Below are 15,166 nucleotides of genomic sequence, written 5' to 3'. Positions count from 1 at the left end.
ATGTTTACACCTTCAGTAAGTATTCACTCACAGAAAACCCACTCGCCGAACGAGTATGGCAAAGTAGCTGTGCTGCTCGGCGGTGACTCTGCTGAACGGGAAGTATCGCTTAATTCGGGCAATGCGGTGTTAAATGCATTGTTACGACAAGGCGTAGATGCGTTTGCGTTTGACCCAGCAGAGCGACCTCTGACCGACCTTATCGACCTAAACGTTGATAGAGCGCTCATTATGCTGCACGGTCGCGGTGGTGAAGATGGCTCTATGCAAGGAGCCCTTCAGTTCCTAAAAATCCCCTACACGGGGAGCCGAGTTTTAGGTTCTGCACTGGCAATGGACAAAATTCATACTAAGCAAGTGTGGCAAAGTTTAGGCTTACCCACTGCAAAATATGAAATTGCTGATAAAAGGCACTTTGAAGCTGGTAAGTGCAGCGCTATAATGGATAAATTGGGGAATGAAGTCATGGTAAAACCGGCCAGAGAAGGGTCGAGTATTGGCATGGCAAGAGTGACAAGCGCTAAACAGCTCGAAACTGCCATTCAGGACGCCTTTAAATACGATAATCAAGTCCTGTTAGAGCAGTACATAGATGGCCCCGAGTTCACTGTTTCTGTATTGCAGGGACAGGCGTTGCCGTCTATTCGCATGTCTACTCCACATACATTCTATGATTATGCTGCGAAATATCAGGATAATACAACAGAATACTATTGCCCAAGCGGCTTGTCTGAAGAGCAAGAAGCACAGCTAGCAAAACTAGCATCTCGTGCTTTTGACGCTATTTCTGGCAGCGGCTGGGGTAGAATTGACGTTATGCAGGACAACCAAAGGCAATTTTATTTGCTAGAGGCGAACACAGTGCCTGGTATGACAGAAAAAAGTTTGGTGCCGAAGGCAGCCAAAGTTGCAGGACTAACATTTGACGAACTGGTACTAAGTATTCTTTCTACTAGTTTCGATGACGTTGCAAACAAGGCGTAAACGTGGCTGATACCAATACTAATCAAAAGAAGCCTGCTTCTGAAAAGGGCGGCAAAAGCAAAACGGCAGTGTGGGGCGGCGTCGCTTTCTTACTGTTTGTTATTGCAGGATTAGTATTTGGTGGACTGAAAGCAAACCAGTATTTGCAAGACGAACAGCAAATGCCGGTACAGGTTATCGATTTTTCTGGTGATTATCAGCACATCGATATTGCAAAGCTAGAGCGGTTAATACGCAAGGCGCAGCCTGGAAGCTTTTTTGCGCTTGACGTAAACGAAGTATTTGAACTTGTTGAAGCGCAGCCTTGGGTTTATCGCGCGTCAGTAAGAAAAAAGTGGCCAAATACGTTAAAAATTTATCTGGTTGAGCAGCAACCTGTTGCCCAATGGAATGAAGATTTGTTGTTAAACCCCTATGGCGATACGTTTAACGACGAGGGCGTGAAGCTAGACTTACCGCGCCTTTACGGCCCGGGTGGCAGTGAAAAAACCGCCCTTGAGGGCTACAACGCCATGCATGCACTAATTGCGACAACGGATATGACGTTAGAAGAATTATCCTTGAGCGAGCGATTTGCATGGCAAGTGCAGTTGAAAAACGGCATTAAATTGAATTTAGGACGTCAGGAGTTTATCGATAGGCTACAACGCTTTATTGATGTTTATCCACTTTTGGCGCAACAAGAGAAGGCGGTGAAATACGTCGACCTTCGCTATGACACGGGCGTAGCAGTCGGATGGAAAGACGACAGCGCCACAGATGAAGAGAGTTAAGGAAACCATGTCAAAACCTGCTGAACGCAATTTGATTGTAGGACTAGATATCGGCACCAGCCAAGTAAAAGCTGTTGTGGGTGAATTACTAGAAGATGATCAAATCAGTATTGTTGGCGTGGGCACCCATGCATCGAAAGGCATGGATAAGGGCGGCGTTAACGATTTGAACTTGGTGGTTAAATCAGTCCAGCGTGCAGTAAACGAGATGGAGCTAATGGCAGATTGCCGTGTGTCTTCAGTTTTTATGTCTATCTCGGGACGACACGTTAAGTGCCAAAATGAAAATGGCATGGTACCGATTAACAATCAGGAAGTAACACAAGAAGACGTAGATAACGTTATTCATGCAGCGCGTAGTGTGCCAATTGCAGCGGAACGTCGTCTACTACACGTGTTACCACAAGAATTTACTATTGATGTGCAGGAAGGGATTAAGAACCCTATTGGCATGTCGGGAGTAAGAATGGAAGCGGATGCTCACATTATTACCTGTGCCGACGATATGGCGAAAAACATGGTGAAATGTGTTGAGCGTTGTGAACTTAATGCTGATCAGCTGATCTTTTCAGCGTTGGCATCAAGTTATGCGGTACTGACTGACGACGAGCGCGAGCTTGGCGTATGCGTGGTTGATATCGGTGGTGGTACTATGGATATGGTTATCTACACTGATGGCGCTATTCGCCACACGGCGGTAATACCGGTTGCGGGTAATCAAATTACCAGCGACATCGCTAAAATATTTAGAACGCCTATTAGCAATGCAGAAGAAATTAAGGTGAATTACGCCTGTGCATTGAAAGATATGGTGAGTATGGAAGACAGCATTGAAGTACCTAGCGTGGGTGGACGCCCAGCTAGAGTGATGTCTCGCCATACGTTAGCTGAGGTTATAGAACCTCGCTATCAAGAGCTTTTTGAGCTGGTACATGATGAAATTCGTGCCAGCGGTCTGGAAGAGCAAATCGCAGCAGGTCTTGTACTTACTGGCGGTACCGCTAAGATGGAAGGAGCTGTGGAATTTGCCGAAGAACTTTTCCAGATGCCCGTGCGCGTGGGCAAACCCATCAACGTAAAAGGCTTGTCCGAATATGTTGATGATGCTGGCTTTGCGACAGTCGTAGGACTGCTGCAATATGGCAAAGTACAATCTGATAATAAGAAGTCCAGTACGCAGAAGACCGGTGAAAGTTTATTTCATCGAGTGCAAAGCTGGTTTAAAGGTGAATTTTAATTTTATTTTGGGGGCGCTATAGCTACGGCATCAAGGCTAGCAGGAAGCAATTAGCCTAAGGGAATGACCTGGCGTAGTGTTTAAAAAGACGTACAACCGGAGAGTAAGTATGTTCGAATTAATGGATAGTCACGGCGAAGAAGCCGTAATCAAAGTCATCGGTGTCGGTGGCGGCGGCGGCAATGCCGTTGAGCACATGGTGTCTCAAAGCATTGAAGGCGTGGAATTTATTGCAGTTAACACCGATGCACAGGTGCTTCGTAGCTCAAGTGCAGACGTTACACTTCAAATTGGCTCAAGTGTAACGAAAGGGTTAGGTGCGGGTGCTGATCCGAACATTGGTCGAGAAGCAGCACAAGAAGACAGAGAAACCATTCGTCAGGCGCTAGACGGTGCGGATATGGTTTTCATCACTGCCGGTATGGGTGGTGGTACAGGTACGGGTGCAGCGCCAGAAGTGGCGAAGATTGCACGTGAAATGGGTATTCTTACGGTAGCTGTGGTAACTAAGCCATTCCCATTTGAAGGTAAAAAGCGTACTTCGTTTGCGGAACAGGGCATTGTCGAACTGTCTAACAACGTTGACTCGCTAATTACCATTCCAAACGAAAAACTACTTAAAGTAATGGGTCCGGGCACGCCGCTTCTTCAAGCGTTTAGCGCAGCAAATGACGTATTACGCGGTGCAGTTCAAGGTATTGCCGAGCTTATCACCCGCCCTGGCCTTATCAACGTTGACTTTGCAGACGTACGTACTGTTATGTCTGAAATGGGTAAAGCCATGATGGGTAGTGGTGCTGCAAGCGGTCCTGATCGTGCAGAAGAAGCTGCTGAAGCAGCGATTGCTAGCCCGCTTCTTGAAGATATCGATTTGTCAGGTGCGCGCGGTATTCTTGTGAATATTACGGCAGGTCCAGATTTCGCTATTGACGAGTTCGAGACTGTAGGTAACGCCGTTAAAGCGTTCGCATCAGAAAATGCGACCGTGGTTGTGGGTACAGTTATCGATATGGAAATGACAGACGAGCTTCGCGTAACGGTTGTTGCAACCGGTATTGGCGCAGAGCGCAAGCCTGACATTTCGCTAGTTAGCTCTGAAGGTTCTCGTCTAACTCAGCCTGCAAAAGAATACGGTAACACGCAATCAAGTGAGCCACGTTCTGCAGTAGGCGGTACAGAGGGCAACCAGGCGCTAAAAGCTGATGATAGTGCGCAGCCAGACAACGATTTGGAATATTTAGATATTCCTGCGTTTCTTCGTAAGCAGGCAGACTAATTTAGCTGCCTGAAACGGAAGGGAATTATTTTGCGTTTGTGATGTCTTACCTAGTAAGGTGTATTTACACAACGTGAAAAATTTCGCGTGGATAGGTTGATTAAATATGTAATCTGACAGAGTTAAATCCGTCAGATCGGGTGTTTTTTGACATGTGAGTAATAACTCACTATAATTCGCGCCCGCTTTTTTAATAGGTAAAAGCTTAAGCAGATGATTAGACAACGTACAATCAAGCAATCGGTACAAGAGACCGGAATTGGGCTTCATAAAGGGGAAAAGGTCACAATGACTCTCCGACCTGCGCCAGCAAACACGGGTATCGTGTTTAGGCGTGTTGACCTTGAACCACATGTTGACATACCTTCGCGTGCGAACGCGGTAGGTAATACCATGCTTTGTACGTGCCTGAATAACGAAGACGGTGTGACTATCCAAACGGTAGAACACTTAGCGTCTGCGCTTGCAGGTTTAGGTATCGACAATATTATTGTTGAAGTAGACAGTAACGAGCTGCCAATTATGGACGGAAGTGCTAGCCCGTTCGTATTCTTACTTCAATCTGCCGGTATCGAAGAGCTAAACGCGCCCAAGCAATTTATTCGTATTAAAAAGCCAGTTCGTGTAGAAGATGGTGATAAGTGGGCTGAATTAGTGCCTTACGACGGTTTCCGCGTTGACTTCCAAATTGACTTTGACCACCCCGTGATCAGTCAAACTCGTCAGCATATGGTGATGGATTTTGATTCATGCTCATATGTGAACGAAGTAAGTCGTGCCCGTACCTTCGGCTTTATGCGTGACTTAGAGTATATGAACGCTAACAACCTAGCGTTAGGTGGCAGCATGGAAAATGCTGTAGCGCTAGACGAATTCCGCGTGCTTAATCCTGAAGGGTTACGTTACGACGATGAATTCTTAAAGCACAAGATTTTGGATGCTATTGGTGACTTGTACCTTGGCGGCCACAGTCTAATTGGTGAATTGCGTGCGTACAAAACAGGCCATGGTCTGAACAATAAGCTATTAAACGCAGTACTTGCGCAAAAGGAGTGTTGGGAGTTCGTGACCTACGACTCGCAGGAAACGGCACCAATTCGTTATGCTCAACCCGCGTTAGCGTAAAAATTTGAAAAGCCGCCTAACGGGCGGCTTTTTTTCATATGGCAATTACTGAAATAAATGATACAGTAGCCGAATAATTAATATAAATTTCACCCATGTGACATAAAAACTATAGGTCGAAGGCTGTCGCCTTTGGCTAAAAACACATTCATCGTGGTATGAAGTGGTATGAAAAAAAGTGGCGTGAAAAAGCAACATTCTTCGTGGTATGAAACTAACAATTACACTTGCAGGTAAAAATAAACGCTACAGACACAGTATTAGTGTCCGTACGCTCGTGAGCGCAACCGTGCTCTCGTCTATTTTTATGCTAGTGTCGAGCCGGTCAACAGAATCGGTCTCTGAAGATGTTGCTCGTGTTCGTTTAGCGCAAACTGAAGTCAGCGAAAAACAGAAAGACGTTGAAGCGCTAAAACAGCAAACCACAATAAAATTAAAAGCTTTGCTTTCTCACGTTGCAGAGCTATCTGCGCAAGCTACCCTGCTGGACGAGAAAGGTAAGCAAATTGCAACAGAATTAGGTATGTCAGCGACTGACCTGGACGCTTTCGTACCGGTATCGATACCGGATAACCTTCAAGACGATCCCATCCTTCACGAAATAGCCAAACTAGAGCAATCACTTGATTTAAAGTCTCAACAGTTGTCTATGCTTGAAAGTTTGGTAAGGGGTCACCATATCAACGAACAGAGCCAATTATCTGGTCGTCCGATAGAGTCAGGGTGGTTGTCTTCTTATTATGGTATGCGGGCCGACCCGTTTACTGGCGAACCTACCATGCACAAAGGGCTAGACTTCGCTGGTAAAGCAGGGGAAAACGTAGTAGCAACTGCCGCAGGTATTGTGACCTGGGCGGGTGAGCGCTACGGCTATGGCCAACTAGTAGAAATTGATCACGGTGATGGCTTTGTTACCCGCTATGGGCACAACGACACCCTTACTGTTTCAATAGGCGATGTGGTGACCAAAGGGGAGCCAATCGCGAAAATGGGCAATACAGGGCGCTCAACTGGCGTTCATGTCCACTACGAAGTAATAAGAAACGGAAAACCAATCGATCCTCTGCCTTTCGTTTACAAAAAGTAGACAAGGTAGCAGCCAGGTAATTCTCGTTGATAATGCCTTATTAGTTAAGTTCATTTGAAGCGAAGAAGCATAATTTAAGAACATCGCAAAACACAATGTATTTAACGTTGTGTTTTATACGTTTAATTTAGCTGTGCACGATGCGCGGCGCCTCGACAAGTAGTGGAATATAAAAGCTAATGTTTTCAAGCATCCTTCGAAAAGTATTCGGTAGTAGAAACGACCGATTATTAAAAAAATTACGCAAAAACGTAGATGCCATTAATGCACTGGAAGCAGAATTTGAAAAGCTTTCCGATGAGGCGCTAAAGGCTAAGACAGACGAATTTAAAGCGCGCATTGAAAAGGGTGAAACCCTTGACGATATTCTTGTAGAAGCCTTCGCTACCGTGCGTGAAGCAAGTAAACGGGTTTACGGTATGCGTCACTTTGACGTGCAAATGCTAGGCGGCCAAGTACTTCACGAAGGCAAAATATCGGAAATGCGTACAGGTGAAGGTAAAACCCTTACAGCTACGTTGCCAACTTACCTTAATGCCCTATCGGGCAAAGGTGTTCATGTTGTTACCGTGAATGACTACCTAGCGCGTCGTGATGCTGAGTGGAGTAATCAGTTATTCATGTTTTTAGGTATGCGTGTAGGTTGTAACGTACCGGGTATGTCACCCGAGCAAAAGCGCGACGCTTACCAAGCAGACGTAACCTACGGAACTAACAACGAGTTTGGCTTTGATTACCTGCGCGATAACATGGCGTTTAGCCCGCAAGATCGCGTTCAGCGCCCACTTAATTATGCCGTAGTGGATGAAGTTGATTCCATCTTAATCGACGAAGCCCGTACGCCACTTATTATCTCTGGCCAAGCTGAAGATAGCTCAGAATTATATCGCCGTATCAACGTCATCATTCCCAAGCTTGTTCAGCAAGAAAAAGAAGATGAAGAAGGCCAAGAAGGCGATGGTGATTACACTATCGACCTTAAAGCAAAACAAATACACCTTACCGAGCGCGGTCAATTACACGTTGAAGAGATACTTCACGAAGAAGGCTTGTTGCCTGAAGGTGAGTCGCTGTTTGCTGCAGGTAATATATCATTACTGCACCATATTAACGCGGCCCTTCGCGCACACAAGCTGTTCGCGAAAGACGTAGACTACATTGTTAAAGAAGACCAAATCGTTATTGTAGACGAGCACACCGGTCGTACTATGGAAGGCCGTCGCTGGTCTGAAGGTTTGCACCAGGCTGTAGAAGCGAAAGAAGGTGTTCGTATTCAAAACGAAAACCAAACCCTTGCTTCAATTACCTTCCAGAATTACTTCCGCTTGTATAACAAGCTTGCGGGTATGACAGGTACTGCCGATACAGAAGCCTTCGAATTTAACCATATTTACGGCTTAGAAACGGTAGTTATCCCGACAAACCGTCCTATGCAGCGTAAAGATATGGCTGACCTTATCTACCTAACGGCAGAAGAAAAATACGAAGCTATTGTTGAAGACATTAAAGAGTGCGTTAAACGCGGTCAGCCCACCCTTGTAGGTACGGTTTCTATCGAGAACTCAGAGCTGATTTCTCGTATTCTTAAAAAGTCGAAAATTCCTCATAAGGTACTAAACGCTAAGTTCCACGAACACGAAGCTGATATCGTTGCACAAGCTGGTAAGCCAGGCGCGGTTACGATTGCGACTAACATGGCAGGTCGTGGTACCGACATCGTGTTAGGTGGTAACTGGCAAGCGGAAGTTGAGAAAATTGAAAATCCAACTGAAGCGCAAATCGAAAAGATCAAGGCTGAGTGGAAGAAGAGCCACGACGCAGTACTTGAATCTGGTGGTTTACACATTATTGGTACAGAGCGTCACGAATCTCGCCGTATTGATAACCAGCTTCGCGGTCGTTCAGGCCGTCAGGGTGACCCAGGTTCAAGCCGTTTCTACCTGTCATTAGACGATGCACTAATGCGTATCTTTGCCTCTGAAAAAATGGGCAACATGATGAAGCGTTTAGGCATGGAGCGCGGTGAAGCCATTGAGCATCCGTGGGTAACTCGCGCCATTGAAAATGCACAGCGAAAAGTAGAAGGCCGTAACTTCGACATTCGTAAGCAGTTGCTTGAATACGATGATGTGGCCAACGACCAGCGTAAAGTTATTTACGAACAGCGTAATGAACTTCTTGATGAAGGTGATATTAGCGAGACTATCGCAGCTATTCGTGAAGATGTTATTTCAAGTGTTGTGGATGAATACATTCCGCCACAGTCTCTTGAAGAAATGTGGGATGTAAGCGGACTTGAAGAGCGCATGCGTGCCGATTTCGCCGTAGACTTGCCAATCAAGACCTGGCTTGAAAATGACGACAAACTTTACGAAGAGAAGCTTCGAGAGCGCATTCTTGGCGAAGTCGTTGATGCCTACAAGCAGAAAGAAGCGGTAGTGGGGGAGCAGGTACTGCGCCAGTTTGAAAAAGCGGTAATGCTACAAAACCTAGACAGCCACTGGAAAGAGCATTTGGCAGCGATGGATCACCTGCGCCAAGGTATCCATCTACGCGGCTACGCGCAGAAAAATCCTAAGCAAGAATACAAGCGTGAGTCGTTTGCCTTGTTCTCTCAAATGCTAGAAGCGCTTAAAGTTGAAGTGATCACCATTCTTGCGCGTGTAAAAGTACAAGCTGAAGAAGACGTGCAAAAAGTAGAAGAGCAACGTCGTCAAGCTGACGATGTGCCTAAGAACTTCGAGCACGAAGAAGCGAACGCGACGCCAGAAGAAGCAAGTGACAAAGTGCGTACCCAAGTGCGCGAAGGTGCGAAAGTAGGCCGTAACGACCCATGTCCTTGTGGCTCTGGTAAAAAGTATAAGCAGTGTCACGGTAAGCTTAAGTAATGAAAGTTGTACACGTTGCTGTGGGCGTTATCGCCCGCGGCAATGACATATTTATTACCCTTCGTCCTGACAATGTTCATCAGGGTGGAAAATGGGAGTTTCCCGGCGGCAAAGTAGAAGAAGGTGAGACCGTTCTACAGGCGCTTAAGCGAGAGCTTGCTGAAGAAGTTGGGATTATTGTGAACCGCAGCGAGCCTGTGATTGTGATCACCCATGATTACGGCGACAAGAAAGTTAAACTAGATGTTCATCGAGTGTGTGATTTTACCGGCGAGCCGCACGGCAAAGAAGGCCAACAGTCGCGGTGGGTCAAGGTAACATCGCTAAAGGCCTCTGACTTTCCTGAAGCGAACATACCCATTATTAGCGCATTGCAAAAATAATAAAAACGGCCACATCTTAAAGTGGCCGTTTTCTTTTAGAGCAGTTCTATTTGTAGCGATTTCTTTGCTTTAGATTGGAAAATTAAGAACGCTCAAGATATACCCTTTCGGAGCTACCCCTACAAGGTTATTCGTTCAGCGGTGGCAAACGCCACATCCAGTTTGAAATAAGCGGCTTCATTAATAAAGTGCGGGTAGGTTTCAGTTTCGTTTTCCCACAGGATATCTTTGCCGTCAAACGTCCGAAATACAGGTGCCCCAGGCATAAGAGGTTTGAAATCGTTATCTTGCAGTGAATGATGGATCATGGCGGTACGTTTTCCATTAGCATCTAACGGAAAAGGCACGTTATCGCCTAAACGAAAAGCTTCACAGGCAGGCAAAGCGTCAGTACTGATTTGCCCTTTATTATACGCGGCACAAAAATCCAATATTGCTTCAGCCATGGTTTGTGTTAGAAGGTAAACATCTTCTCTTAACACGCCCTGTGGCTGCCCACCCACTTCTATCATTACGCCTTTCTTACCAGTGGTGCACAGGTAACCATGTTCAAGGTAGGGCTTTTCGTCTTCTACCAAAATGTTGGCTTCTGGCATTTGTTGCTTTACGTATCGCGCCAGTTGAACATGAAATTCATCCGCTTCCAGAATGATAAGCGTAGCACCCATTTCGCTGGTGGTGTTGTGAATATCAATCACAAAATCTGTGTTTGAATCACCCTTAGGCCCTAACTTTTGGTTAAGAGCCTTAGCAAGCTCAGCTTCTTTCGCAGAATTGTTATCGGATAAACGCTCAAAGGTAAACTGACGGTTTAAGTCTTCGTCTACGAAACGAACGTTTGCCGCAATGGCCGCTTCATTGGCGATACTTAACGAAACATTTAGCTTATTAAATCGCGAAGGTAGCCCAAACTGTTGCCAGTTTCGAATAAGCTGAATACCACTGGTTTCATTTCCATGAGTACCACCAACAAGCGCGATAGAATTAAACATTCATGTTCCTTTTGTATAGATTGAAGTTGAGGAAGACAGCGCAGCGAGCTATTGAGTAATATTGTGATGAATTAATACGTTCGCTGTCTGCGCATCTACCGACGACTTGGAGACCAAGTAACCCAATACTACACCACTGCGCTTTGTACGAGAATACGTCTTAGTGGAATTTACCTAAATACTGATGTTCACCAAATTGTGGGGGAAAGACAACGCTGATTAGTGCTTAAAGAAGTCATCTGATTGCTGTGCTAGCATTGCCTCTATCTCTTCAACATCGATATGCTTGGGCGTTGCGTCTTCTGCAGGCTTGCCGGCTATTTTTCTGTCTTCAGCGGCCCATTCACCTAAATCGATAAGTTGGCATTTTTTACTGCAAAAAGGGCGATATTCGCTTGTTGGTGCCCAAACAACCTGCTTGGCACAAATAGGACATTTCACTTCCATTATTTACTCCAGTGAAATACGTCTAAACGGCGAAGTTTGCGATTTGCTTATACTACCGCAGACGGGAAATAATAAATTAAAGACTCTGGCCTGCTGATCTTTTGATCTTTGCGGTACATCACACGTCAGCAGGTCTTAAGTTTAACAGGCAGCTAAACGAAACTGAATACTGCTTTCCACTGCGCCAGATTGACCCTCTTGAGGAGAAAATAGCATGAAGCGGAGTGCGTAACGGTATTTGTTGCCGCTAAGCGTAGGGTAATACCCTTCATCAACACTACATTTAACGCGAATTAACTCGTTTTTATCTTCTGCAGCGCCTTGGTAAAAACCGTTGTCAACAACCACGTTGATAAATTGACCTCGTTCGCGAATGAACGACAGGCTAACAGCAATAGCATCATCGAGTAAGGCTAACGTTTCAAGCCATTGCGCTATTTCAGCGAGGCGTTGTTCAAGGGGTTGTTGTAACCAAAAATGAAGATTGGGTAAATCGAAGCTACACGCGCCACCTGGAATGGCAAAGCGCTGCCTGATTGCGCTTAGCAGTTTATCTTCTTTCAAAGCACTACCAAAACGGCGGTCTGTTTTTAGCTTTTGTTTTAGGGTAAGCACGGTTTTTAGTGCTTGCTCTAATGCGGTGCTGTCAATTTTCGGGTGCTTAGACCAATACACCAAGTTCTTTTCATGGGCTTCGAGGTCTTTGGTAAGATCGGAGCGAAGATCCAGTCTTTCAATGAGATCAAGTAATTCGAAAAGCTGTTCAAAGAACACCAGCTGCAGATGAGTATGTTCTGATTTAGCCGTAATTTTAAGTTGTCCAAGCAGCTGCTCAACACGTAAATAGTTACGTACTTTTTCCTTTAGTGGAAATTCGAAAACAGCGTGACCCATGGAACCCCTTAAAACACATAGACTTAGAGAAATGTCGCTAAAAATTTAGCTGAACAGTGAAAGGTAATAAGCCTAAAGCATCAAAGCGTTTAAGCCAAGTATACTTGTTCGCCAAATCTTTACTTTGACGTTAATTGGTCAAAAAAGTTTCAAAAATCAATTCGTAAGGCTGTAACGCCTTGCTTCTAGGTGGTGAATTTAGTCATTAGGGATGTGTTTTTGCGTTAATTTCGCCTATCAACTTCACGCTTTAGATAGCAAAAGTAAGTGTTCATGCAAGGCCGAAACTTGCGAAGAGAGGGCGTTTAAGCTGGTGCTATTGTCTAGTACATGGTCTGCAGCGCTCAGCCGTTCTTTACGACTAGCTTGTGACGCCATAATACTCTTTATCGTTGCTTCAGCGCTACCGTCTCGCTTTAAGGCGCGTTCAAGCTGAAGCGCTTCAGGGCAGTCAACCACTACTACGTGGTTACACATTTCAGTAAGCTTGTTTTCAACTAATAGTGGAACAGACAAGATGCAATAGGGAGAAGTCGATTCCATGATTAGCTGTTGCATGCGAGAACGAATAAGCGGGTGGAGAAGGCTGTTCAGCCAGTTCTTTTCATCTGGGTTAGCAAAAACCTTCTCTCGAAGTGCGGCGCGATCAAGGCTACCGTCTTCAAGCAAAATATGCTCGCCAAAATGCTCAGCTATTTGAAGCAACCCTTGTGAGCCCACGGCAACTACATCCCTTGCGACCTCATCGGCATCCACGATGTCTATGCCTAACGACGCAAAAATATCAGTGGCAGCAGATTTACCGCTACCTATCCCGCCAGTAAGGCCTACTACAAAGGGGGTCTGCTTATCCATAATGCCGGCACCTTCTAACTAAAGTACGTAATCAAGATAGGTGGTAATAATGGCGTCTTTAAAAAGCAGTGTCAGCCAACCCGCCACTGCGAGATAGGGACCAAAAGGAATTGCCAGCGACTTACCTTTGTTTTGAATCACCATTATGAGTATGCCTGCAATTGCACCAACAAACGAAGAGAGCAAAATAATTATGGGCAAACCTTGCCAGCCCGTATAAGCGCCAAGTGCGGCGAGCAGCTTGAAATCGCCATAGCCCATGCCTTCTTTGCCAGTGGCAAGTTTAAATAGCCAATAAACAGTCCATAAACTTAAATAACCCGCCGCTGCGCCAATAATAGCGTCGGTGGAGCCTACAAAAATGTGTTGCGTGCTCAACAGTAACCCCAACCACAGTAGAGGCAGTGTCAACTGGTCAGGCAATAGCATCTTATCTAAGTCAATAAACAGCAGAGCAACGAGTATGTAGGTAAACAATACGGCCCATAGTGCTTGCGATGTGACACCAAATTGATAGGCCGCAAACGTACAGGCTAAAGCAGTAAACAATTCAACCAGCGGGTAACGAACTGATATTCCAACTTTGCATTTAGCGCATTTACCTTTAAGGAACAGGTAGCTAATAACAGGAATATTTTCCCATGCGCGAATTTTGTGGCCGCAGCTAGGGCATGTGCTGTCTGGTTTTACAAGGTTGAATACTTCCTCTGACGCTGTTGAGTTTTTATCGTTAGGTGTCGGCTCACCCTCGCTAAAATAGCTTTGGTACTCTTGCTGCCAGCTGCGTTCCATCATAATAGGCAAGCGGTAAATCACCACGTTTAGAAAACTGCCAACCATTAAGCTTACAAAAAAAACAAGGGAATAAAATATAGCGGGGTACAGCTGACTAAGCGTAATTATCGCGTCCATGGTATGTGGTTCTTATAATTGTTGATTTTCGTTCTTTTGGTGCTGAGCCACGTTATACCACGTTACCCATCTGGAATATAGGGAGGTACATAGCTACAATCAAGCCGCCGATTACCACGCCAAGTACGGCCATGATCATAGGTTCTAGTAGGCTGGTTAAACCGTCTACCATATCATCTACTTCAGCTTCATATATGGTGGCAATTTTGCTGAGCATTTCATCAACCGCGCCCGACTCTTCACCAATGGCAATCATCTGCGTCACCATGTCAGGGAATACTTGTGTAGCGCGCATTGCAACGTGCATAGGCATACCGCCTGCCACTTCTTTACGCATGTACAAAATGGCCTCGCGGTATACCGCGTTGCCCGAAGCTCCGGCAGCGGATTCTAGTGCGCCAATAAGCGGCACACCTGCTGCGAAGGTCGTGGCTAGGGTTCGGGTAAAGCGCGCAATGCTGGCTTTTTTTAGAATTTCTCCAACCACCGGTGTTTTTAAAATATTGCGGTCAATATTGTCGCGCAGTTTTTGACTTTTTTTGTAAGCTCTAGCAAAAAGGTATCCACCAATTCCAATACCGATCGCTATGAAAACACCATAGTCTTGAACAAATCGTGAAATTGCGAGTACGAACTGTGTAAAGGCGGGAAGCTCTGCGCCAAAACTGCTAAAAATCTCTTCAAATTGTGGTACAACAAAAATAAGTAAGATAGTCGTAACTATGAATGCAACAACGACGACGGCGACTGGGTAAAACATCGCTTTTTTAATTTTTGACTTAAGTGCTTCAGCCTTTTCTTTATAGGTAGCAATACGATCGTAAATGGTCTCGAGTGCGCCTGACTGTTCGCCGGTATAAACTAAATCACAATACAGATCATCGAAATATTCGGGATGCTTTCTCAGCGCACTGGATAAAGGGTTTCCAGACTTTACTTCATCCGTGACTTCCCCAAGAAGCTTTCTCATCTTAGCCTTATCATGGCCTTGAGAGATCATATCTAAAGACTGAATTAAAGTTACACCTGCTGCTAGCATTGTTGCTATTTGCCTTGAGATTACAGAAATATCAGCAGCTGTAATTTTTTTGTCACCCCCAAAAAGAGGTGTTGAAAGTTTTTTTACTTTATTAGCGGAAATTCCTTGGCGACGAAGGATATTTTTAGCTTCCGAAAGAGAAGATGCAGAAATTTCTCCTTTACGGCTTTGTCCATGGCGATCCTTTCCTTGCCATGTAAATGTAGATGCTGCTTTCGCCATCGAGTTTTCTCTCTTTAAACAACAAAGCCCAGTATATAACTGGGCTTTCGGA

At 45.3% G+C, this 15,166-nt stretch carries 14 protein-coding genes; 8 read left to right on the top strand and 6 right to left on the bottom strand.

Annotated elements, in window-relative coordinates:
* From ACX5KA_RS06310 to mutT, 8 genes are all read left to right on the top strand, one after another.
* Positions 1-984 carry a D-alanine--D-alanine ligase gene (locus tag ACX5KA_RS06310; RefSeq protein WP_014950427.1) on the top strand — a complete coding sequence of 328 codons (984 nt, stop codon included), beginning with the start codon at positions 1-3 and terminating at the stop codon, positions 982-984.
* A 2-nt stretch (positions 985-986) separates the two neighbouring features.
* Positions 987-1,757 (top strand): cell division protein FtsQ/DivIB, encoded by a 771-nt coding sequence (locus ACX5KA_RS06305; RefSeq protein WP_014999267.1) that lies wholly within the window; start codon positions 987-989, stop codon positions 1,755-1,757.
* 7 nt (positions 1,758-1,764) lie between these two features.
* Positions 1,765-2,994 (top strand): cell division protein FtsA, encoded by a 1,230-nt coding sequence (ftsA, locus tag ACX5KA_RS06300; RefSeq protein WP_014980043.1) that lies wholly within the window; start codon positions 1,765-1,767, stop codon positions 2,992-2,994.
* Positions 2,995-3,103: 109 nt separating this feature from the next.
* A complete protein-coding gene (ftsZ, locus tag ACX5KA_RS06295) occupies positions 3,104-4,270 on the top strand; it encodes a cell division protein FtsZ (RefSeq protein WP_039218654.1) in 1,167 nt (388 codons plus the stop codon).
* Between the two features lie 213 nt (positions 4,271-4,483).
* Positions 4,484-5,395, top strand: a complete 912-nt coding sequence (gene lpxC, locus ACX5KA_RS06290) for a UDP-3-O-acyl-N-acetylglucosamine deacetylase (RefSeq protein WP_014950423.1) — start codon at positions 4,484-4,486, stop codon at positions 5,393-5,395.
* A gap of 208 nt (positions 5,396-5,603) precedes the next feature.
* Complete coding sequence (locus ACX5KA_RS06285) at positions 5,604-6,482, top strand: peptidoglycan DD-metalloendopeptidase family protein (RefSeq protein ID WP_458730687.1); 879 nt, start codon at positions 5,604-5,606, stop codon at positions 6,480-6,482.
* A gap of 179 nt (positions 6,483-6,661) precedes the next feature.
* Positions 6,662-9,370: a preprotein translocase subunit SecA gene (gene secA, locus ACX5KA_RS06280; RefSeq protein ID WP_071815697.1), complete on the top strand. Its 2,709-nt coding sequence runs from the start codon at positions 6,662-6,664 to the stop codon at positions 9,368-9,370.
* The gene (gene mutT, locus ACX5KA_RS06275) at positions 9,370-9,753 is read left to right on the top strand and encodes an 8-oxo-dGTP diphosphatase MutT (protein ID WP_458730686.1); all 384 of its coding nucleotides are present in this window, start codon (positions 9,370-9,372) and stop codon (positions 9,751-9,753) included. Before secA ends, mutT begins: the two co-directional genes overlap by 1 nt.
* A 119-nt stretch (positions 9,754-9,872) precedes the next feature.
* Here the strand turns inward: mutT and ACX5KA_RS06270 are convergent, their stop codons facing one another.
* From ACX5KA_RS06270 to ACX5KA_RS06245, 6 genes are all read right to left on the bottom strand, one after another.
* A complete protein-coding gene (locus ACX5KA_RS06270) occupies positions 9,873-10,745 on the bottom strand; it encodes an aspartoacylase (RefSeq protein ID WP_278344532.1) in 873 nt (290 codons plus the stop codon).
* Positions 10,746-10,964: 219 nt separating this feature from the next.
* Positions 10,965-11,192, bottom strand: a complete 228-nt coding sequence (gene yacG, locus ACX5KA_RS06265; protein WP_014950407.1) for a DNA gyrase inhibitor YacG — start codon at positions 11,190-11,192, stop codon at positions 10,965-10,967.
* 141 nt (positions 11,193-11,333) lie between these two features.
* Positions 11,334-12,086 carry a cell division protein ZapD gene (gene zapD / locus ACX5KA_RS06260; RefSeq protein ID WP_278344531.1) on the bottom strand — a complete coding sequence of 251 codons (753 nt, stop codon included), beginning with the start codon at positions 12,084-12,086 and terminating at the stop codon, positions 11,334-11,336.
* Positions 12,087-12,329: 243 nt separating this feature from the next.
* Positions 12,330-12,941 (bottom strand): dephospho-CoA kinase, encoded by a 612-nt coding sequence (coaE, locus tag ACX5KA_RS06255; protein WP_278344530.1) that lies wholly within the window; start codon positions 12,939-12,941, stop codon positions 12,330-12,332.
* 18 nt (positions 12,942-12,959) lie between these two features.
* Entirely contained in the window at positions 12,960-13,853 is an 894-nt protein-coding gene (locus ACX5KA_RS06250; RefSeq protein ID WP_278344529.1) for a prepilin peptidase, read from the bottom strand.
* A gap of 52 nt (positions 13,854-13,905) precedes the next feature.
* A complete protein-coding gene (locus ACX5KA_RS06245) occupies positions 13,906-15,114 on the bottom strand; it encodes a type II secretion system F family protein (RefSeq protein WP_278344528.1) in 1,209 nt (402 codons plus the stop codon).
* Positions 15,115-15,166 lie beyond the last annotated feature (52 nt).

The organism is Alteromonas alvinellae, from assembly GCF_902705805.1.
This window is presented reverse-complemented; position numbering and strand designations above follow the sequence as displayed.

What these genes read in the sequence shown, in the direction of transcription:
- ACX5KA_RS06310 (WP_014950427.1), top strand. Translation starts at nt 1, where the DNA reads ATGTTTACACCTTCAGTAAGTATTCACTCACAGAAAACCCACTCGCCG.
- ftsA (WP_014980043.1), top strand. Translation starts at nt 1,765, where the DNA reads ATGTCAAAACCTGCTGAACGCAATTTGATTGTAGGACTAGATATCGGC.
- ftsZ (WP_039218654.1), top strand. Translation starts at nt 3,104, where the DNA reads ATGTTCGAATTAATGGATAGTCACGGCGAAGAAGCCGTAATCAAAGTC.
- lpxC (WP_014950423.1), top strand. Translation starts at nt 4,484, where the DNA reads ATGATTAGACAACGTACAATCAAGCAATCGGTACAAGAGACCGGAATT.
- ACX5KA_RS06285 (WP_458730687.1), top strand. Translation starts at nt 5,604, where the DNA reads ATGAAACTAACAATTACACTTGCAGGTAAAAATAAACGCTACAGACAC.
- secA (WP_071815697.1), top strand. Translation starts at nt 6,662, where the DNA reads ATGTTTTCAAGCATCCTTCGAAAAGTATTCGGTAGTAGAAACGACCGA.
- mutT (WP_458730686.1), top strand. Translation starts at nt 9,370, where the DNA reads ATGAAAGTTGTACACGTTGCTGTGGGCGTTATCGCCCGCGGCAATGAC.
- ACX5KA_RS06270 (WP_278344532.1), bottom strand. Translation starts at nt 10,745, where the DNA reads ATGTTTAATTCTATCGCGCTTGTTGGTGGTACTCATGGAAATGAAACC.
- yacG (WP_014950407.1), bottom strand. Translation starts at nt 11,192, where the DNA reads ATGGAAGTGAAATGTCCTATTTGTGCCAAGCAGGTTGTTTGGGCACCA.
- zapD (WP_278344531.1), bottom strand. Translation starts at nt 12,086, where the DNA reads ATGGGTCACGCTGTTTTCGAATTTCCACTAAAGGAAAAAGTACGTAAC.
- coaE (WP_278344530.1), bottom strand. Translation starts at nt 12,941, where the DNA reads ATGGATAAGCAGACCCCCTTTGTAGTAGGCCTTACTGGCGGGATAGGT.
- ACX5KA_RS06250 (WP_278344529.1), bottom strand. Translation starts at nt 13,853, where the DNA reads ATGGACGCGATAATTACGCTTAGTCAGCTGTACCCCGCTATATTTTAT.
- ACX5KA_RS06245 (WP_278344528.1), bottom strand. Translation starts at nt 15,114, where the DNA reads ATGGCGAAAGCAGCATCTACATTTACATGGCAAGGAAAGGATCGCCAT.